The organism is Roseburia sp. 1XD42-34 (genome assembly GCF_009917385.1).
Taxonomy (GTDB): Bacteria; Bacillota; Bacilli; order Bacillales; family Amphibacillaceae; genus Virgibacillus.
Genome location: NZ_QWLJ01000031.1, coordinates 23,418 through 45,055, shown reverse-complemented (window position 1 = coordinate 45,055; position 21,638 = coordinate 23,418). Strand labels below are relative to the sequence as shown.

The window sequence follows — 21,638 nt, the reverse complement described above, 5'->3', positions numbered from 1 at the left end:
TACATGATTTTCAATTAAGTTAACTTGATTTGGCACTCCCTATGTATTTAAAAAAGAGAATATTTTATTCTTTCGCTCCAAAACTTCTAGGAACATCTTCATCCCATTGTTGCTACAACATTTATAAGGAAATAAACTGGGGGATAACTTAATTTTCAACAATGATATTATCTATTAGTCTTGCCTTTGAAAATTGAACCGCTGTCGCCAGAATAACTTTTCCACGTAACTCAACGATCTCTTCTAATTCTGGAAAGCTTAATAACTCAACATAATCAATTTCTACGCTTTTCCCCAATTGTTTATTTAGATAACTGCTAACAGCTTTAAGTATATCCGTTACATTAGACTCTCCTTCCTCGATTAGCTTTTTACCTAGTAGTAGACTTTGATATAAGACGGGTGCTTTCTCTTCTTCCTCAATGGTCAAATAATCATTTCTTGAGCTAATAGCTAACCCAGAGGGTTCTCGCACTGTGTCCACTGAAACAATTTCCACAGAAAAATCTAACTCGTTTACCTAAGCTGATACAATTGCGTACTGTTGTGCATCTTTTATGCCGAAATAAGCGCGGTTGGGCATAATCAGATGAAAAAACTTCGACAGTACGGTCACTACACCATCGAAATGCCCTGGTCGCTTTATCCCACACAACTTATCCACCTTTTCTGTTACCATCAGCTTTATGGACTGTTTTTTCTGATACATTTCATCAACGTTAGGCATAAATAATATATCCACACCAGCTTCCTCAGCCAATTTTTTATCCCGCTGTTCATCTCTAGGGTAAGTAATATAATCCTCACCTCTCCCAAACTGAAGTGGGTTAACAAAAATGCTCATGACTACGTGATCATTGGCTTGTTTTGCCGCATGCACGAGTGAAAGATGCCCTTGATGTAAAAATCCCATTGTCGGAACAAAACCAACTGATTTACCACTTTCCTGTGCTTGTTTTGCCCATTTACACATTTCTTCTTTAACGGTAATTATTTCCATTTTATTTCCCTCCCTAATAGAACCATTCCTTTTCTTGGATTCCTCACAATGTAAATTATTTATTCAGAAATTTTCTGTTTGAACATAGGTAGTTGAAACCACATAAATATGATCCATTTATAGATAGTTTTCTTTATTAACTTTCCCAGTAAACCAGCACCTATAGGTGGGGCTGGCATTGCTCTAGGAACTACCATCTAATCGTTAGTTTCTTATCCTATTAAGGTTCTTTATTCATTTAGACCCTTTTTCCAATCTCAAACAGATCTATTATAAAAATAGTAAAGTTTTTTACCGTTAACAACTGTTAACCGAACCATAACGAGATATTTCAAAGGCTATTCCTCCACATTTCAGTGTCGAAATAGCCCTAAAATAGAATGCAACTCCATAAATAACCTTAACTCCACTTTTTCACATCCGTACAAGCTTTGATTATCTGTCAAGTACCCCGTTATTTTGTCAAAGTTTATAAACACCGCAGAAGGACATCAGCAGGAATTTTCCTCGGTAAAACGTTAAAACAAATGTAGCCAGAATCCATTCTTGTGAAATAGCCTGTGTTTACTAACTTTCATTAAGATGAGATTCTTCGCATTGGTTATTTATCTGCCAGCCTTTTTACGTTTACTACGCAGATGCAACAAAACCCAAGCAAAAATCCCAATAATCGTCAAAGTCAGGGCTGGGAAAAAGTAAGGAGGATGATATACCATTTTGATATGATTTTTCCCGTTATGCAGTTTAAAGCCAATAAAAGCATAATTTGCTTTTTCAATAGCTTGTTCTTTGCCATTAATCCAAAGCTTCCAACCTTTTTCATAAGGAATTGGTAAAGCCATCCACTTCTCACTTGTCTGGTTATTGTAATCAATGGTTAGTTTATTTTTTTCCCATGTAAACGATGGGGAAGGAGCAGCAGATTTTACAGCTTCATGCAATTCCTTATAATCTTCTTCATAAAGCGATAAATTTTTCAGCTCATATTCCCCTTTTGGCAACCGAATCGAGATGATGTCATCAGCTGGAACACGAATAACTAGGTCATTTATATTGGTTTTATAAATAGAATGAGCTGCTTTTCTAGTTGTCCGGTAGTTATTTACCTTCAAAGCGAACTTATCACCATTTACGTTTTTTATAGAGAAGCCTACATAAAAGTCTTTTGTGTTTTTTTGCACTGATTCCGGAATAATATCGATGCCCCCCTTATCGTGAGCGACCAATAATTGGTTTTTCTTATAATTAGCGCCTACTCCTTGAATCCTTGCGTGTTTGATAACATTTTTCTCCTTTGGCAAAGGTAACTTTTGTCCAGCTGTTTCTGCAAACACAACTCCTGAAAGCATAGCATGTTCACGTTCCAATACAGAAGCGGATTGTAACTGCTCTTCGCTATAAATATGTTTACCTGTGCGGATAAATGGAAGGGAAAAATCATTTTTATAAACGACATATTGTTTGGAATTAGCAAACTTTGTAAAACCATAAGGTACATTCGCTTCTTGACTTTTCTTTCTCATCCAATATGTTGTTTGCAATAACGCATGCAAATTCGCACGATTGCCAAGGGTACCATAGCGACTTACAGTTTCCCGACCTGTATCTATTTTTAAGTCCCTCCAGTAAAACCATAGCAATGTTTTGTTAATGATACTTGAATAGAGACTTGTGCCATTAAAATTTTGTACAATCGGTGTGTTATTCCTAGTCGGTGCCATCCAATCGATTCGGGACAATGGATCGGGCTCTTGCTTTTTCACTTGTTCAATCAAATTCCGTTGTTCAGCGCTATTATATTGATCACTCCTTAAATAATTATAAGTTACTTTTTCCAGTCCACCATTGTCTGTTATCCCATATTTAGCTGCTGTATTTACTGAGACTATACTCCATAAAATGACAAATGATTGAATAATAACGAGCAAGATCTTCTTTTGAAAGTAAACATGCAGCACCATTAAGATAATAAAAATAATAAATAAAGCAAACACGGTAATCATTACTGCAGAAAACTCAGTTGCTGCTCGTTTAGGAATCTTTATATTGAAATCAAAATAATCGATACTTAGCAAATAGATACATAAAGAAATGAACGAAGCCACACAAATAAAACGCACAGCTATTTTATTTAATTGCTGCAAGCCAATAGCAACACAGCCACCTATAGTAAAGGATAATAGATATTCAAAACGATACTGCGGGGCAGAAAAGCCATTAAAAGCGCTAGCTGCCAAAGGGCTTAAGTGAAATATAAGCAATACGAAACTAAACACAGCAAAAAAGCGAAACAAACGATTACGATACAAAGGAAAGGAAAATATTAATAACATAAAAACGGGTGGTAGCACAATATAGGGACTAGCAAATAATATGTTATCAATGAAATCAAACAGTGGAATCTCCCGATCATAAGGAGGTCGATAATTGTTAAAAAATCCATAAACAGCGGGTATAAACGACACTGCGCTAATGCAAAAACTGATTAATCCACTTGATACTAGAAGTTTAAATTGTTTTATTCTAGATAACTCATTGTCAGTAAGTGGAATTATCCAGCGACCAAGAACATACAGGATTAAAAAAACGAGTTGGATATAGGAAAAATAGAAATTGCTAATCAGCATGGCAGACATAGTAAAAATCAGCCAACCTTGCTTTCCTTCTCTGATTAATTTCTCCAATCCTAAAACAACTAATGGCAACCAAATAAATGCGTCAGCAAAAAATTCCCAATAAACAACATGTCGCATGTACATGACAGAACAACCGTAGATGACCGCCCCCGTAAAAGCTGGAAAGGCTTGGATTTTCATATATCGAAACGTGTAAGATGTAATAAATAAGATCAAGCTTAAGCGTAGAATGCTGATAAACAAGTTAGATTGGGCCCAAAACTCAACATTAGAGGGGTCAACCCATTGAAAGCTATCCAAAATAAAAATAACAGCACCCGACACTAAAAAAACAAGGGATGTTGAAAAATAATAGGCTAATTGACTATAAAAACCCCCACCTAAGCCAAAATCCCAAGCATAGAAAAAATTACCACTTTTATAATTTTCATAAATAAATTTCTTAAACGTAGCAATTTGTGAAAGACCATCATTCGGTCCAATCATCCAATGCTTATCAAGCCATTGCTGATAGAAAAAAAAGTGTGTAGCTGCCGATACAAGTAGGCTACCTATAATGAAAAACCATAATCTTCGTTTCTTCATCTATTGCACTCTCTTTTTTTTAATATTTTTCCAGTTACCACAAAGGTCATTGGAACTGTAATAAAGACGGCAAGGAGAGGTGTGATTTTACTGTCCACATGGAATAGTTCTGTAAAAATAAACACAAATAGAGATGTGACACTAAAATTAAATAACTGAGTGATTGGAAATTTCAAAAATTTCCCCCATGTAGGCTTTACTTTAAATGTAAAATAAGTATTTAAGAAAAAAGAACCAACTAAACTTACCATAAACCCTGTAATATGTGCCGCCAAATAGTGAACATCAAAAACAAGATGTAATAATAGATAAATCGCGTAGTAATTAATAGTATTGATTACGCCGATGATGATAAATCTTAGAAATTCTCGACCTGTTTCGTTCATAGTTTTCTCCGTTCCTAATATTCGTTTCTTGAATTAAGTACTGAGGACGTTTCTTTGTTTCATAATATATACGTCCTATATATTCACCAATCACACCAAGACTTAGCAACTGAATCCCGCCTAATATTAAAACAGCAGTAATAATCGTAAAATAGCCAGGTACTTTAATACCATTTAGCAAAATTTGCACAAATATTATAATACTGTATATAATCGACAGCAATAAGATAAGTGCACCTGTATAAAAACAAATCCTTAAAGGGCGATTATTGAATGACACAACGCCATCTAATCCATAATTTAACAATTTTAATAAAGACCATTTTGTTTTTCCATTCTTTCGCGGAACATTCTCATAATCAACTATTTTCTGTGCCATGCCAATCCATGAAAACAAACCTTTAGAAAAGCGTGCACCTTCATCTAAAGATAACACCGCATGAACAGCACGTCGGCTTAGCAAACGAAAATCACCCACCCCATCCTCTAACTTGACATCTACCACCTTGTTGATGATCCGATAGTAACTAGAGGATAAAAATTTACGAATTGGCTGTTCACCACTACGATTACGCCGCGCAATCACCTGATCGTACCCATCTTCCCAACCTTTAACAAGATCAGGAATCAAAGATGGCGGATGTTGTAGATCGGCATCCATGATGATCACAGCGTCTCCTTGTACATGTTGCAAGCCAGCCAACATTGCGGATTCTTTACCGAAATTTCTAGAAAAGGAAATGTACCTCACATTTGTGCTTTTGGAAACTAATTGTTTAATTTGCTGTAAGGTTTTATCCATGCTGGCATCATCAATAAAAATTATTTCAAAATGATAAGCCAATCTATCAAACTCCCGCTTTACATTTTCATAAATTAACTGTATATTGTCTTCTTCATTATAAGTAGGAATAATAATTGAAATTAATTCCATGTCTTTGACACCTCTTTTGTGCTGTTAGCTGTTAACTTTTAATTTCCATCTTATTGTTGGGATGTTTTAGTAGTTCCTCTTAAGAAGCTCCATTAATTACAGTTATGGTGCAAGCCAATCGAGGTCACTAATTTCATCGTAAAAATATGCTCCCGGTTTTGGTCATCCATGCTACCTACATCGGTGTTACCCATTAAGTGCATATTTCTACATAAATAATACTCGTATACTAACTCTTATTCAAGAAATCACAGAAAAATCTTGGAACTCTTTCTTAGTTTAATAAGGTTTTGTTGATTAGTGAGAATTTTATGTCCAACTAACGCCATAACTTGGATAATTTACTAGTCGCTAGCGAACAATTAACAGTTAAGTTAGCTAGTAAATGGTTATCGTCTTAAGAAACGCCTCTCTGTATACCAAATTGTAATTAATTGCCAATTTAAGTATATTCGTAGATTGTAAAATAAGCAAGATACTAAAAAAAATGCCATGATATACTTCATCTATAACCTCTTATGTATCTAACAATACCCTACGCCAACTTCCCAAAACAGCGTTTGTATTCATAGAGGAATAGCATGAATTCGATCTTTCCGACCAAAGAATTTTTAAAAATTAAAGCGCGACCATAAAACTATTTTACCTTATCAGATAAATGAAAGAAGAACTTACTATGGTAGACGTTTATCTAAAATATCAAGCGAATAAAACTAAATGTGACCCATAAAAATACAATGAACACATACCGAAAAGGACAACATCAATGAAACGTTCGTGATGATTGAACGCCTAATGTCATAATCGGATGAAATAAAAAATCTATCTCCTAGCAACGTAGCGACTGGTGCGAAGCAACTGAGATAAAGGAATTACGGTGAGGTAACGAACCGATGATGACTTATCGTAGGGCGATTTCGCGAAGTCGCCTAGTTGCTGGGCGCTGGAGCCGGATGTAGCTTATTCGGTTATTTTCGTTATGCTCAAGTAATAAATTTTATACTTTCTTATCTTTGAACAAAGGCGAGAGCGACCGGTTAGCAACGTAGCGACTGGAAAGAAGAGGAAAATAAAGCTTTCGGAGCAAGTTCGGAACACGGTCGTCCAAATTCCAAGAAAAAATCCGGACATCTAGAAGGAGATACCATTGTGGGAAGTATTAGTTGAAAGTTTAACAAAATGGGGATTCGAAATAAATCAGTTGGGGGACAGGCTAGTATTGAACATTCCTCAATCCATAGTTTGTTCCATTACCAAAACCCTTATTTCGACAATGGATAAGCGTTTTTAAATCGGAAATCCATGAGTAATAAGCAAGGTGTAGTTATTTATTTTTCAGATTTCAACCCGCTATCTCCACGCCGGTGTCTAAAATGGACTAAATGATCACTCCAATGGACTGTAAAAAAGGATGGGGTGCCAAAAGAAATGGACTTCTATTCTGTGTCACAAGAGTATATTTCTAAGGTTGTACTCAGATAAAACAACATACCAAGGAAATCTCTACATTCCAAAACACCGATGGAGTATTTCATGAATTATATCGATCTAAATATGGCTAAAAACATGCTGCCTCTATTCATTTGCAACTTAAATTATAAGAAAAACTACTCTTTTCGCTAAAGTCTAGTCTTGACTAGCCAAGTTTTTCTAATTTGCTTAATAAGGCTTTGTAAAAATTATTGGGGCAAAAAATACCCGCTGTTATTTTTGTTTGCACAAATCCATAGCTATCCACTTCCTTATCAAAGGAACCAATTTTATTTTTCCTCTTTCTTATTTTAGTTTCCCATCTCACCTCCCATCTATCGTAAGCAAGTATTTAAAAAACAGCATTTGACAATCTGACAAATCCTGTAATTGCAACCTTGTTTTTCAGTTGTTTAACGTGGTGACACTCCTTGTAGAAGGAGTATATAAGCATAAAAAGTCTTCTATGCTTCGACTACCTTCTGCTTCCTGTCCTCTAGAATTTTTTTTATATTTTCCTTTCCTAAACGTTCAGGAGTTCTGCCATTCTTGCGCATATCCCTTTCTAAAGCAGCAGAGGCAATTTCAATTAAGGCAGTACAAACCGGTGTTTTTATCCCTAACTGCTTTGCAATCGATTCAAGCATTACTAATCCTTCTGGTACATCTTCTGTGATATATCTAGATTTTACAGAAACAGGACCTTTAGACCTATTCGGCATCATTGCATACTTAAAAAATACTTCCTTGGCATCCAATGTATCGTCTAAGGAATTTCGGTATTTACATGCTTCCACATACGCAATTCTTTCAAACCCAAGCTTTTCTAATACATTCATTTTCTCTTCATCTAATTTTTCTAGAATATTCCACACGCTAGGGGTAAAGACTTCATAATACATTACATAATCTCCGTTTGTTTTTTCAATACGTGGGATACTCATGATGGCACCTACTGTATGAACAATTAAATTAGGGTTATGCAAAGCCGCCTCTACAGTGGATGATAAATATTCAAATGGGTATCCTAAATTTTCAAGTTTGTTTCGCGCAATAGATACATTCTCACTTGGATATATACCTAGAGGGTTTCTTACATTTCGAAACCCAATATTGATAACGCCAGGCTCCATAATGCGACAATCAATAAATGAACTTTGTGCTTCTACAATGGTTATATTATGCGTGATACCATGTTTAAGCATATAAGCAGTAGAAAAATATCCAGGATTAAAAATAATAATTTGTTCGTCTTGTATATAGTCCTTGATTTTGCGTATTAAATCCTCATGATACGTTGTTTGAATGTAAACAATGATAATCTCTGCTTTTGATAGCTCTGATAAGTCTTTTGTAATCTTATTTATTTTTGCCGTTTTGGTTGCTTCATTTTCTCTTAATGTAATTTTACCGTTGTTTTTTAACAGATAATTAAAATTTTCATTATGCATGGAATTAGAAGTTTTAATCAAAGTTACGTCATGACCTTTGATCGATAAATCACCTGCGACTGCACATCCTGCATGTCCCGCACCTAAGATTGCTATTTTCATAATTATATTCCACCTTTTTTGTTAATTCATAACCTCTTTCTGTTCCGTTTTAGCTGTAAAAATTAACTATTCGGCGTCATTTTTTTATGAATTCTCTGAATTACAATGTAGTTCATCCCCCCTATTGCAAGTAATATTACTGTACGCCTACTTTCTATTATACCATTAATCTGTTTCTTTTGAAGATCACCTGATATATAACACCACATTCATGCCCCTATATGTCTAATAAGTGCATTTTATCTTGTTCCGTTCTGAATGGAATCAAAGAAACCTGGAGAGAGTTTTAGGAAATAGCTATAGATATAAAGTGAATCTTTCATCAGCAGGGCATTCTGCATGCCGGCTGATGGTTAGTAGCCCAAGGGTATGACCTAAAGGCCTTTGAATGAATCGGGGATTTAGGTGCTGTTACCTCCCACTTCGACTTCTTCCGATCGCATCTTCCATCTTGAAGTGGGAGTCTACAACGCCTTTTTACGGGATAAAGGAATCATGTCACTAAAACAGGAGTATGCCGACGTCTGGGCGGCAAGCCGGTTTTAGTCAGTCTTCCTCTTAGGGACGAACCGATGAGGCCATATCGGAGGGCGCATTTCTAAAGTCGCATCGTTGCTGGCAATGAAGCCGGACATGACTACCGGTTATTTCATTATTTCCAAACACCTCATTTTATTTTCGTACAAATGAATAGTATACTTATTTGAGTTTTGACCCTATGATAAAAACATCGCGTGTTATTTCATATTTTATAAGCCCCCCTACCGAATATAGGAGACATTTTGTTTTATGATAGCATCTTTTAACCACTTTGGATGCATATGAAGGAGGTCGTCTGGTAAATGGTTTACATCAAAGTAACGAACATCTAAGGTTTCTTCATTTTCCGTAACTAAATTTCCTCCAACTACTTCGCATTCAAAGCAATTCGTAATAAAATGACTCACTTTTCCATTAGGGTACGAAAAAACCTGTGACTCGGGATCAGAATAAACACCTATTAGTCGATTTACTTTAACTATTAACCCTGTTTCTTCACGAACCTCTCTGATGATCGCTTCTTCCACCGTTTCCCCTGGTTCGACGTGTCCGGACGGTATTCCCCATAGCCCGTTGTCTGCCCGCTTCATTAATAGCACTCGCTGGTCGCTATCAAATATTATTCCTGCTACACCAGCTTTAATCGCTTCAGGCCAAGCAAAGGCTGGTGCGGTCCATTTTTTCATAACGATGCTTGGATCAAAAAGACCTTTTAAATTCGCTATCGTCGCATCCGGATTACGAAAATCTTTTGCTACTGGAAAGGTTCTATTTTGTTGGCTTGCTACTAAGATAGCTGGTAGCCCTGCCTGATGCGCACCTAAAATATCCGTAGAAGGATTGTCACCGACCATTACAACCTTTAACGAAACATCAAAATCCTCAAGCGCCCTTTTAAACATATATGGATATGGTTTCCCTACAATAAATGGTCTTTTGTCTGTGGACACCCGAATTGCTTCTACAATCGCTCCGACTGCTGGCAAAGGGCCATTCGGCGTAGGAAATGTTTTATCTGGATTGGTTGCAACAAATTTTGCACCTCGATGAATAAGTGCAGCTGCTTTTTGAATATCATAAAAAGACAGATCATCGTTCCAACCGATCACAACTGCTTCCACATCTGTTTGAGCTTCTGTATCAATACCAACCTGTTCGCATTCCCACTTTAAGTTATCATCTCCCAAGATTAGTGCGGATTTTATGTTATTGTTTTCTAAATATTGTGCTGTCAACCACGAAGATGTGATTACTTCCTCTTTCCTTGCTTCTATCCCCAGACTAGTTAATTTCCTGACTGTTTTTTCTCTTGTTGTACATGGGTCATTAGTCAAGAATCGAATTCCTTTCTTTGCTTCTCGAAGTTGTTTAAGCGATTCCATTGTGCCATATAGTCGCTCTGAACCTATATAAATAACCCCGTCTAAATCAAATAAAAATACATCAAACTTATCAGCTATCGTCATTAGTCCCTCTCTCCTTAGAACAGTTAGTAGAATTTAGTTATTAACCATTCTAATCGAAAAAGTAAATAATTTCACTACTACTCGATTGGTTTAATAGATTTATAGATAGCAAATGGAGGAAATTCCCATTCGTTTTTCCAATGATGATCAGGCTGCTTTTCTTGAATCATTTTTAGTTCTTCACAAGGAATATCTTTAAGCGTCGGTTCAAGTATATCAATTTCTTGGAAACCAGCCTCAGTTAAAAGCTCTTCATACACTGACTTTGGCCAATGAAAATCATGTAAGATAAGATCCTCCTCATCCTTTATATGAAGCCATTCTTGCCGCGCTTCTCCACTCATGTATTTCTTTCCTTTTACACCATTTTGAAATGTGGAAAACTCAATTCCTGTCGAATCAGGATTGGTATCCAATATAACAAAGAGGGATCCAGGTCTTAAAACCCGATAAATCTCCTTCATTATCTTTAAAATTTGTTCCTTTTTTTCGGTATTAATAAATACATAACATGCCATAGCTCCACCTACTGAATTATCTTCAAGAAAGGAAAGATGGTTATTTTTTATTAGATGATAATTTATATTTGGATGATGTCTCTTTTTAGTTGCAATGTTAATCATTTCTTTAGACTCGTCCACAGCGAAAACATTTATACCCGTTTTTTTAGCCAATCTATGCGACACTTTTCCTGGGCCACAACCATAGTCAAGTACACTTGTTATCTTTGGATTGGATAGAAAGGTTTGAAAAACAAACCGAAAACCTAATGTTCGTTCAAGTATATCATTATAAGCCTCAAATTTATTCGCTATTATTTCCTTTTTAAAAGAAGTCTTCATACTCCTACCTCGCTATCGTTATATTTAATTTATTTACTTATTTTGGAAATGATGAGGCCATTTGCTAGCAATTAACTGCTGGTACACTGACCATAAATGATGATATAGAGAAAAATCAATTGGTCTTTTGTAGGCTATATATTGGTACAAGCTAAATAGCAATAAAACCTGTTTCCAATATTCGGGTAGATCCAGCTGTTCGATTTCACTGCTAGTCATACTTATTTGATCTTGTCTTAACAAGGATTCATATTTTAATACAAACTCTATGGAAGACCAGTTATTTACACATGGCATACTAGGAAACTCATACATTACATTCGTGTGTTTGGAGGTAGAATTAGCTTCTTGAAGCACTTTCTCTGTCCAATTGTCATCTGGCTGATAAATGTGGATAGAACCAACATTGTGAAAAAATTCCCCTATTTCTAAATTAAGTTCTTTTGCCATTAATTCTTGAATAAATGTAAAGGAAAAAATATCACTTACCATCCCACGAAATGCATCATTTGCACGCATATATGAAGCCATATACAATTTGCCTTCTCTTACAAAAAACTGCAAACCTAATGTACAAGAAATATCCATGTTATTTTCTATTACAAGCTCAGTTGCATCAAAAATCTGTATAAATGCTCTTTTGGAATCGGGATCTTTATTTGTTAATAACTCTTTCATTTGGTTCCATTGATTTATTTTGGCATTACCAAACTCAAAAATTTTGGGACCGTATGCTGTACCTGTTAATGTTTTTCCATTCATGGAGTATTCGTGCATTTTCTTGTTATAATAGCCGATAAAATCAAGGCTGTTGTCACCTGATAAATACCATAAAACTTCAGCAAAGTTAAAAACAATATTTGTTTTTCGGCTAGGTAAATAGCAAACTCGTTCTATGGGGTTGTGAATAGTCAAGTGATAATTTAGTTTCTCACGACTTTTATTTCCGCGTGGCGCATTGTAAAATTGCGGCTTGTGATATACATCATCAAGCGTTTCTATATACGCCTCATGAAAGCTGTTAAATCGCATGTATTTCATCCTCCATTTAAATTATAAGTTCATGTCTTCAAGCTTTGCTAAATAATCTTCTTCTTTTTGAAAATAGAGAAAAGTTACTTCAGCCACAGTTCCAAGACCTTGAATCAAAAACGCATAGTCTTCTCCTTCTTCTAATAGCAAAATAATAGGTTTTTGTTGAGCTGATGCCCAGCCAATTTCAATATGGGTACCCGGAGAAGGCGGAGCTCCTGGAAAGGCAACAAAAAGGTCGCAAGTACGGATTTCTTCAAAATCAATTGCTGTGCATTCATCAGGCGTCATAAATTCTTTTCCCCATCCCTCACGCTTATGCGCATTATGAACAGCAAATCCTTTATCTTCAAAAAAGGTAATAAGCTTTAGCAACTTTTGCTTTTCATAATGATTCATTTCTCCCGTTTTTGGATGAACAAGACTTTTAAATGGACCTGCAAGAAATACTTTTTTACGTTGACTCATTTTTTCACCCCTCAAAATAAATAAACACCTCAATTAAAAGCAATTATTGCTTTACATCCACTTTTCCTATACTGGCATATATAAAACATGTTCAAAAATTGAAAGACTTTAATCCCTTCTTACGCTTTTTCAAGAACAGCGTCTCTCCGAGTGTTTTTTATAAAAACCCTATCACTTATGTTTTTAGATATGAAACAACTTCTACCTTTGTTCAATAATTACTGCTTTCCCCCTTCCGAAACCAATTCTCTATTTAACTGAGAAACCATTGAAATAATGATACATCCTCCTATATTTGTAAAAAAACAGCCTATAAATGGTTATGCTAGCTTTCTTTATAGTAGAACAAATCATTAAAAAACGATTCTAAATTATGATTTACCAAATAACTTTATCGAAACCCTCATCATAAGCAATCTCGCTTGCGATGAAACTTTTAACAGTCGCCCTTCGTATTACAAACTATAAGGAGGTAAACGATGACTAAAAAATTCGGTCTAATCTTGGCAATCATAATGATTCTATATTTCATACCCAGCACTGTTTTTGCTGTTGATTTTTCTATTGATCAAAGTAAAATAGAAACTTTTTTACAAGAAAATGGAGAAGCTGAGGTGGTCGAACAGCATACTTACCAGTTTGATGGCGAATTTAATGGAATGACTCGGACGTTAATTCCTAAAGCAGGATCTTCCATCCATGACGTGAGAGCAACCGAAAAAGGCAAAGCGTTAGAGGTAAAGCAGGAAGATGATACCTATAAAATTTATCGACGTGGTGAAAACGAAACAGTAACCATCCAACTTTCCTATATCATTAAGGATAGTCTAAAAGCATATAAAGATGTGGTTGTATTTGCGTGGCCATTTTTTGATAGTAGTAATGAGACTGCTTATGAGCAACTCGATATCTTCATTCACCCCCCTAGGAAAACAGAGGATGTCGTTGCATACGGAGAAGATACGGCTTTTAAAACCGAAAAGCAGGAAGATGGCGGTGTCATTCATTATACGTTGGGATATGTCGAGAGCGGCGAAAATGGCGACATCACTGTTGCATATGATAAATCACTATTTCCTGGCGTCTCTACTACCGAAAATAAGCCAATGCGTGAAGAATTACTTGCTACAGAACAAAAGTTAATGGATAAAGAAAAGGCATTTGTAGAGAGACAATCCACATTAAAAGATATTTCACCTTACATTTTAAGCACATTTACGATTTTTAGTTTGGTCTTATTATTTTTCGCTTGGAGACGAATACGTGTACAAAACCAAGAATTAGCACGTACATCTGAATCCGCCTCCTTTTTACCAAAACAAGAAATGAGTCTGCCGGCAACCATTGCTTATATGAAACGAGGTCAAATTGGTTCTAAGGACATGACTGCTTCCTTACTTGACTTAGAACGAAAGGGATACATTAAACGTGATGAAAAGGATAAAAATAAATTTGTGGTTGTCCATAAACAAACTGACCATGAGCATGAGACAATTCTAATGGATTGGTTGTTTTATACAATTGGACAAAATGGCGTATTTCATGCTACTGATTTACAAGAGTATATAAAAACTCCAGAGAATCAAAAGACCTATCAAAAAAAGATGCTTGCCTATAAATATAGCGTGAAAAAGGAAATAGCTGACCATAAACTGATAGATAAACCATTTGGTATTCGAGTAACAGCAGCTCTATTAGGTTTAACCACCCTTCCGTTCATCATTATTTTTGCGATTCATGAACTCTTTGGTAGCATGGCTATTTCCTTTCTGTACTTTATTGTAGTAAGCTTATTTGCTATCGCATACCGTCCACGGACATTAAAAGGAGCACGGATTTATAAACAATGGCAAGAATTTGAAGAAAAGTATCCACACCTACCAGCTAAGGAGTGGAAAACACTTGTCAGAGATGAACAAAAACGGACCTTTATATATGGATTGGGCGTGAATCGTGCCCCAGTCACGCAAAAGAATAACCAGCTATTTGAAAATACTACATCATCACCATCCCATGAAGCCAATTCTGATTTAATGATGCTTCTGCTTGTAGCAGCGGTCGTTAACGAACAATTCGATGAGGCTAATTCAACTGTAACAGCAGCGGCAACTGATACGACCATCAGTAGTAGCGGCGGAGGAACCGGGGTTGGAGGAGGTGGTGGTGGTTCAGGTGCCTTCTAATCTCCGTTTATCCCGTATTGGTGCTGTAAGACTCGTTTTTCAGGAATAGGATAATCTGTACGGCAAACAAGTCTACGTGGAGATAATAAGCACCTAAATACCCTATTTTGTAAAAGACCATTGGATTAGTGGGGAGGAATAACAATAACTGCACTTGTTGAAGAATCACACTTTATTTTAAGGCAAAAAACAAAGGTGCAAGCGCCCGTTTAGCAACGTAGCAACTGGAACGAAGCAACGATAGTTTTAGGAAACATGGTGAGGATACGAACCAATGATGACTTATCGTAGGGCGATTCGTGAAGTTGCCTAGTTGCTGGGCGCTTAAGCCGGACGTGACTATTCCGTTATTTCGTTATCCCAAAGCCAAAATTTTTATACTTTCTTATTTCCTAAAATAAAACTTCATGCAGTAGGAGTATTCTTCCATCTCCTACTGCATGTTAGTACCGCCGCCAGGGTATGACCTAAAGGCCCTTGAACGAATCGGGCATGTAGATGCCGTTTTCTCCCACTTCGACCTTTTGTATTTACTCAAGATTTTGAAGTGGAAGTCTTACGGCACACCTTACATGCGGGATAAAAATAGATGAGAGCAATACATACTTTCGGCATTTTTACTTGCCTCTTTTATTCTTTTGCTTTCGCTAACTCATCCGAACCTTAAATATAGCAAATTCATTTCATATTTATAAAAGCTTTTATCCATGCTTGTAGTAGTTGCGGGTTGCGATAATGTACTATTCAAGTTCTATGATTTTTCGGAGGCTTTCACTTGAAGTTTTGGCGTTTACTATTGTCCTCAAGCGTTTTAGTTTACTATTGATGATAGATCTTTCATGTATCCTTTCCATCTTATGGGGGAAAGTTTATCTTATACTTCGGTTTATCCCCATTTTCGTTTATGGAACAATTTGCTTTTTGATTCCATTCGATCCATCTCAAATTAGTATTATTTTAAAGAATTAACTATTGATTTGCTCGCTTCATTGTTTGTCCCCTGCTATGAAGGATAGCTGCTGAACGGTTAATTTAATAAAAATATATTAAGTGCCATTCCAGATGTTCTTCTGTTCACTAATCGTTATCCCTCTCTTATCAATTGCTTTAATAAACATTTCATACGGAATATCTGTTGTAGGGGAAAGTACACCCGGTTTTGTGATGGTTTTATTTCCTACCATTTGTGCTACGATACTGGCTGTGTACCCAACTGTTTTATTCATAGCAAATAATCCAGTTTCCAAGTCCCTTTCATCTACCATTTCATAGATGATCTCAATATTCTTGCCATTTTTCTTACCTCTTATTATATTTTTCATTAACACAAGATCTTTTTCATTTGTTTTATACTGAAGGCGCGGTTCCAAATGTTTTAGTAAAAATTCATATGGGGTTACATTACAATCAAGCCCTGGAACAGGATCCGTTGTCAAAAACCCTAATTGAACCATATTGCGCCAAAATGAAGCATGCCCAGCCCATCTTATTGTCCTGCGTTCCGTATTTATCAACTCTTTTTCAATTCCTAGTAAGCTTGCAAACTGAATGGCATCGCCGTTTGGTATCGTTTCTAAACCTGATAATTCCCCTATAGTTATATTCTCTACCCATTCTTTGGCATGCTGATGGCTAGCCGGAATATCAATCACCTTTCTATTTCGTAACAGGCATGCTTTACGCTGATACGACATTAGTGTGCTATTAAAGTTCCAGCTAATTTTATAGCGCAAAGGATTATAGGCTGCCTCTGGTTCTGGAATACCTCCACAGTAAGAATATAATTCATGTACTTCATCTAGTTGACTCACTCCATAACCGCATAATACTAAATCAATTCCCGGATCTAAGCCAGCTTCTGGCATAATCGTTACTTGATTTTCTAGAGCTTTCTCATAGGTTTCTTTAGAGATCCCATTAGCATAGGAGCAATTCACCATTGGTATCGCAAATTCGACAGCGGCTTTTGCTATTGTATCATTGAATTGTTTTGGTAATAGATCAATAACTACATCAGCCCCCTCTCTAAACAATGAGGCTACATTTTGTTCAGAAGTAATGTCTACTTTTCTGTAAATCATTTTTTGTATTGCTAGATGATCTCGAAATTGATTTACTCCGGCGAAATTAACATCCGCACACACTATCTCCGTAACATCATCACTTTTACCTAAATCTTGTAAAGCTGCTCTTCCTTGTAATCCAGATCCCCCTAATACGATAACCTTCATTTTATAACCTCCCACCCTATAATCCTAATAATCCTAGTGTTAAATAGATGACCAATCCAATAATTCCTACTAATACAGCATAAGGAATTTGTGTCCTAACATGATCAATATGATCTACTGCAGCACCTGTCGACGCTAAAATAGTAGTATCAGAGAGTGGTGAACAATGATCACCAAATACTCCGCCACCAGCAACTGCTGCGATCGTAGCCAAAACAATCATATCGATCTCACCTCCTGAAAAGCCAATGGCAATCGGTACTGCTAGCGGAATCATGATGCCAAACGTTCCCCACGACGTTCCTGTAGAAAAGGCTATAACTGCTGCTAATAAAAATGTGATTGCTGGTAGTAAACCTGGATTTAACCAAGCTTCTGTAATTTGAATCATGTAAGTAGCTGTTCCCATTTGTTCACTTAATGCATTAATGGTGTATGCAAAAACTAGTATCATTACAGCAGGCATAATTCCTTTAATACCGTTAAGTGCTGTGTCCATAATATCTTTAGTTGGAATTCCTTGAAACCGCATGACGATTCCTAAAAATACGGTCGCAGCTAAGAACGCCTCCATTGTTTTAGCTGAACCGAGTCCGATATAAGTACCAAGTGCAATTGTAATAATAATCAGGACTGGTAAAAAGAAATTCCATCTAATACTAAGCAATTTGTTTTTAAAATACGGATCAATATTCGTTAACTCCTTTGATATTAATGGTGTTGATCCGTCACGGATTAATTTCCCCTCTTGTTGCGCACGTAGTTCAGCTTTACGCATTGGTCCAAAATCCTTAATTATTCCAGAAGCGATAAGCCCAACTAACACTACAGATAATACAGCATAGAAGTTAAACGGGATTGATTTCGTAAATACAGCTAGCGCATCGGTTTCATTTTGAATGGGTCCTAGACCAATTAACAGACCAGAGATAAATACAGCCCATCCAGTTATTGGAACAATAACACTTACTGGTGCTGATGTGGAATCGCAAATATATGCCAGCTTTTCACGCGACATTTTTACTTTATCGGTAACTTTACGCATAGTAGTTCCAACAAATACTGGACTAAAGTAATCACTAAAAAAAACGAAAAGTCCCATAAACCACGTTGATATTTCGATTCGCTTTCTTGATCTTTGTCTTCTACCGATGATTTCGGAAAAACTTTGAATCGCTCCTGTCCGTTGAAAAAATGCAATTAGTATCCCAATAAATATTTCCAGAAGAAAAATCCAAGAAAAACCTTCGTTACCTAAAGCCTGCTTCATTAGGTTAGGAAATCCTAATAACCCCTCTCCCGCTAAAAACACACCAATCACACAAGCGATTCCTAACGATAAGATTGTATCCCTTGTCCAAAAAGCGAGTACAATTGCAATTAACGGCGGTAATACAGACACAAACCCCAAGGTTGCAACTCCATTCATTTGAACATCCCCTAAAGAAAGCGTTTACATTTATATATGATATTATCCTGCATTTAGACCAATGATTTATTTTTCATTCGAGATGTTTTGCGTTAATCACATATGGATCCCGAACTAAAAAAGAGTACGTATTCATTTATTGTAAAGGGTTCAAAAAAACAACCACAACCCCCGGCTCCAACTATTTCAGGCCAAATTAAAGCAGCTGAGCTCGAAGTAATAGAGCTGAAATCGAAGGTAGAGTTTTCGGATCTTCTAAATGGAATAAAAATGACGAGAACACTATATGTTTTCGTCATTTTTATAGAGGATTTTTCTTAATCTTTATTATAGAACAATGGTGGAAACAAAAAAGTAGTTATCTGAAATAAGGTGCTTGTTGCTCGGTCCTAGCAAGTTATTGCTCGATTTTCATGCAGCTGGCTCAGTTCTAATAAGTTGTGGTGAAATTTTATATGTGTCTCACTCGTTCCGGGCTTATAGCTTAAATTTACGTACAAGCTCATTTAAATTCTCAGCGAAGGTTGCTAACTCCGCAGAACTATTAGAAACTTCCTCCATGGAACTACTCGCTTGTTGAGCCGAAGCAGCAGTTTGTTCCACACCAGCAGCTGATTCTTCCGCTACGGCTGCAATTTCCTTTATAGATGCATCCATTTCTTGCCCGCTTGCTGATATTGAAGCTAGGTTGCTCGTAACCATTTGAATCTTCACAACCATATTTTGTACTGCCTTTTGGATATCATTAAAGGTTTCTCCAGTTGTTTGAATCTGATTTGTCCCTTTTTCCACCTCTACATAGCCCTCTCGCAAGGATTTGGTAACTTGACTAGATTCGCTTTGTATATTTGCCACAATTGTTGTGATGTCTAATACAGAGAAGGATACTTGCTCTGCTAACTTTCTAACCTCATCCGCCACGACTGCAAAACCTTTTCCTTGTTCTCCAGCGCGGGCAGCTTCAATGGCTGCATTTAACGCTAAGAGATTCGTTTGTTCAGCAATATCTTTAATCACTTCAACTAATTTTGAAACCTCCTGTGATTGTGTATCTAGCCCTTTCACTTTTTCCACTGCATTTTTAACAATGTGATTAATATCACTCATTTGTTGAACAGACGCTCCCATAAGTTTACTGCCCTCATCTGTCATTCCAAGTACGCTATTAGAATAGTCGTGAACTACTTTTCCATTTACACTCGCCTCATCTACTTTAGAAGAGAAAGTATCCATCACTGATGATAAATTACTTGCATTATTCGCCTGTACTTCAGATCCAGTGGATAATTCCTGCATGGTTGAAGCAATCTGCTCTGTTCCTGATCGGATCTCACTTGCAGACTGTGTTAATTCCTCACTATGGCTACTTACGGTTTCAGAAACTTCGTTAACTTGATAGACAATGTCTCGAAGATTTTTACTCATCGTATTGATAGAGGAAGCTAAATGACCAATTTCATCTTTTCCATGATAATCAATTGTTCCTATAGCAAGGTTTCCATCGGCAATTTGATCACTGACTTGCACTACTCTATTAAGGTTATGAGATATTTTTCTACTAATAACAATAATTAAAATTACCCCAAAGATAATGGAAGCAATCATCGCCCCCAATAATACATAAACAGTCAGCTCCTGACTACTATGTACCTTTTTTATAGCTGTATCACGTTGTTTGTTAACAATTTCTCGTAATTCTTCAAGTACGGCTACGTTTTCTGATCGAATAACACTAGATTGGTCTACAAGACTTTTTGCTAAGCCCATATCCCCTTTATCCACCGCAGGGATGATTCTGTCCACAAACAGATTATTCATTCTCTTATCTAATTCAACGATTTTATTAAAGAGTTCTAATTCCTTTTCGGAGTCCATTTTTTTTCTTACATTGGCTTCTAAATTATTAAATGACTTCCGGTAAGCTTCATATTCATCAATAGTTTTCTCTCTTGGACTTTCCACATAACTAATAATTCTAATGCTTTTTGTACGAGTTACAGACCCCATGTCAGTTATTTTTATAGCTCTATCCCCTCTTCGTTCCAAAGCTTCTACATCTTCTCTAACATTAATGGCGAGAACAGTTACTACAGTAGTCGTTATTCCAAATAAAATAAAAATAATTCCTATTGTAAAACCATACTTCCAACCGATCTTCAGGTTTTTAAATCTTAATCTCTCTAATAGGTTAAGCAATGGTGTATCCTCCCTGTTTGCGTCATGTATGTAAAGTTGCTTATCTTATAAAATATCGACATATCTTTTAAATTCGTAAAGTTCATTTTTAATTTAATTTCAACTATATGAGAATTCACGATAAAGGGAAGCTTCAAATTAGGGAAATCTTTTCTCCTCCTACTGATTGCTTGATAAACAATCGGCCTTTTAGACGCTATTTTATCTACCACTTAGACTGGTGCAGTAAACCACTTTCCCTCCTAAAAGTGGGAGTGATACATACTGCAGGGCTCTTTTCCAGATGGAGTGGCTTACTTGGCACTATTGGCTTTCTTCTATTAAAAAGTAGTATGCTGTTTTTGGGGAGGGAAGCTTAAGCATAAAAATAAGAGCTCATTGATAAAGCGAGCTCTTGGCAGGTAAAGTGAATCTTCAAGCAATGTGGATTTCTTTCATGCCCCTAATTGGTATGACCTAAAAATCTCTTACGAATTAAAGCAATTAGGTGCTATTATCTACCAATTTGACTTGTTTCAGTACGAATTTAAAATGGAACAGCACCTTATATACGTTATAAAAATAACATTTAAAATTCTCTTAGTGCTAACATGAAGTGCAAAGTGATTCTCACCAATAATTACTTACCTTATGAAATATCTGGCATAGCATAACGGGAAACAATCCTAAATTTGGACTTACCCATCT

At 36.3% G+C, this 21,638-nt stretch carries 12 protein-coding genes and 1 pseudogene; 1 reads left to right on the top strand and 12 read right to left on the bottom strand.

Features of this window, described 5'->3' with window-relative positions; genetic code table 11:
* Positions 1-148: 148 nt before the first annotated feature.
* The 9 genes and pseudogenes from panC to D1839_RS14630 form a co-directional block, all read right to left on the bottom strand.
* Positions 149-1,000: pseudogene (gene panC, locus D1839_RS14670) on the bottom strand (pantoate--beta-alanine ligase).
* A 605-nt stretch (positions 1,001-1,605) separates the two neighbouring features.
* On the bottom strand, positions 1,606-4,221 hold the full coding sequence (locus D1839_RS14665) for a YfhO family protein (protein WP_120380218.1): 2,616 nt from the start codon (positions 4,219-4,221) through the stop codon (positions 1,606-1,608).
* Entirely contained in the window at positions 4,218-4,607 is a 390-nt protein-coding gene (locus tag D1839_RS21375) for a GtrA family protein (RefSeq protein WP_120380217.1), read from the bottom strand. The genes D1839_RS14665 and D1839_RS21375 overlap by 4 nt, the downstream gene beginning before the upstream one ends.
* Positions 4,546-5,541, bottom strand: a complete 996-nt coding sequence (locus tag D1839_RS14655) for a glycosyltransferase family 2 protein (RefSeq protein ID WP_120380216.1) — start codon at positions 5,539-5,541, stop codon at positions 4,546-4,548. Before D1839_RS14655 ends, D1839_RS21375 begins: the two co-directional genes overlap by 62 nt.
* A gap of 1,934 nt (positions 5,542-7,475) precedes the next feature.
* Positions 7,476-8,564, bottom strand: coding sequence for an NAD/NADP octopine/nopaline dehydrogenase family protein (locus D1839_RS14650; protein ID WP_120380215.1), 1,089 nt, complete (start codon positions 8,562-8,564; stop codon positions 7,476-7,478).
* Positions 8,565-9,325: 761 nt separating this feature from the next.
* Positions 9,326-10,570, bottom strand: a complete 1,245-nt coding sequence (locus D1839_RS14645) for an HAD-IIA family hydrolase (RefSeq protein WP_120380214.1) — start codon at positions 10,568-10,570, stop codon at positions 9,326-9,328.
* Positions 10,571-10,647: 77 nt separating this feature from the next.
* A complete protein-coding gene (locus tag D1839_RS14640; protein ID WP_120380213.1) occupies positions 10,648-11,412 on the bottom strand; it encodes a class I SAM-dependent methyltransferase in 765 nt (254 codons plus the stop codon).
* 33 nt (positions 11,413-11,445) lie between these two features.
* Complete coding sequence (locus tag D1839_RS14635; RefSeq protein WP_120380212.1) at positions 11,446-12,444, bottom strand: thymidylate synthase; 999 nt, start codon at positions 12,442-12,444, stop codon at positions 11,446-11,448.
* A 21-nt stretch (positions 12,445-12,465) separates the two neighbouring features.
* Positions 12,466-12,912 (bottom strand): nucleoside 2-deoxyribosyltransferase, encoded by a 447-nt coding sequence (locus D1839_RS14630; RefSeq protein ID WP_120380211.1) that lies wholly within the window; start codon positions 12,910-12,912, stop codon positions 12,466-12,468.
* Between the two features lie 479 nt (positions 12,913-13,391).
* On the opposite strand from D1839_RS14630, the gene D1839_RS14625 reads away from it, so the two are divergent.
* Entirely contained in the window at positions 13,392-15,095 is a 1,704-nt protein-coding gene (locus D1839_RS14625) for a DUF2207 domain-containing protein (RefSeq protein WP_120380210.1), read from the top strand.
* A gap of 1,046 nt (positions 15,096-16,141) precedes the next feature.
* Here D1839_RS14625 and D1839_RS14620 read toward each other — a convergent pair.
* The 3 genes from D1839_RS14620 to D1839_RS14610 all read right to left on the bottom strand — a co-directional run bounded on the left by D1839_RS14620 (position 16,142) and on the right by D1839_RS14610 (position 20,951).
* A complete protein-coding gene (locus tag D1839_RS14620; protein WP_120380209.1) occupies positions 16,142-17,326 on the bottom strand; it encodes a saccharopine dehydrogenase family protein in 1,185 nt (394 codons plus the stop codon).
* 16 nt (positions 17,327-17,342) lie between these two features.
* Positions 17,343-18,755 carry a Na+/H+ antiporter NhaC family protein gene (locus D1839_RS14615; protein ID WP_120380208.1) on the bottom strand — a complete coding sequence of 471 codons (1,413 nt, stop codon included), beginning with the start codon at positions 18,753-18,755 and terminating at the stop codon, positions 17,343-17,345.
* 477 nt (positions 18,756-19,232) lie between these two features.
* A complete protein-coding gene (locus D1839_RS14610; RefSeq protein ID WP_120380206.1) occupies positions 19,233-20,951 on the bottom strand; it encodes a methyl-accepting chemotaxis protein in 1,719 nt (572 codons plus the stop codon).
* Positions 20,952-21,638 lie beyond the last annotated feature (687 nt).

Excerpts from the sequence above, each read along its gene's own strand:
- D1839_RS14625 (WP_120380210.1), top strand. The coding sequence starts at position 13,392 with ATGACTAAAAAATTCGGTCTAATCTTGGCAATCATAATGATTCTATAT.
- D1839_RS14615 (WP_120380208.1), bottom strand. The coding sequence starts at position 18,755 with ATGAATGGAGTTGCAACCTTGGGGTTTGTGTCTGTATTACCGCCGTTA.
- D1839_RS14645 (WP_120380214.1), bottom strand. The coding sequence starts at position 10,570 with ATGACGATAGCTGATAAGTTTGATGTATTTTTATTTGATTTAGACGGG.
- D1839_RS14655 (WP_120380216.1), bottom strand. The coding sequence starts at position 5,541 with ATGGAATTAATTTCAATTATTATTCCTACTTATAATGAAGAAGACAAT.
- D1839_RS14650 (WP_120380215.1), bottom strand. The coding sequence starts at position 8,564 with ATGAAAATAGCAATCTTAGGTGCGGGACATGCAGGATGTGCAGTCGCA.
- D1839_RS14620 (WP_120380209.1), bottom strand. The coding sequence starts at position 17,326 with ATGAAGGTTATCGTATTAGGGGGATCTGGATTACAAGGAAGAGCAGCT.
- D1839_RS21375 (WP_120380217.1), bottom strand. The coding sequence starts at position 4,607 with ATGAACGAAACAGGTCGAGAATTTCTAAGATTTATCATCATCGGCGTA.
- D1839_RS14665 (WP_120380218.1), bottom strand. The coding sequence starts at position 4,221 with ATGAAGAAACGAAGATTATGGTTTTTCATTATAGGTAGCCTACTTGTA.
- D1839_RS14635 (WP_120380212.1), bottom strand. The coding sequence starts at position 12,444 with ATGCGATTTAACAGCTTTCATGAGGCGTATATAGAAACGCTTGATGAT.
- D1839_RS14640 (WP_120380213.1), bottom strand. The coding sequence starts at position 11,412 with ATGAAGACTTCTTTTAAAAAGGAAATAATAGCGAATAAATTTGAGGCT.
- D1839_RS14630 (WP_120380211.1), bottom strand. The coding sequence starts at position 12,912 with ATGAGTCAACGTAAAAAAGTATTTCTTGCAGGTCCATTTAAAAGTCTT.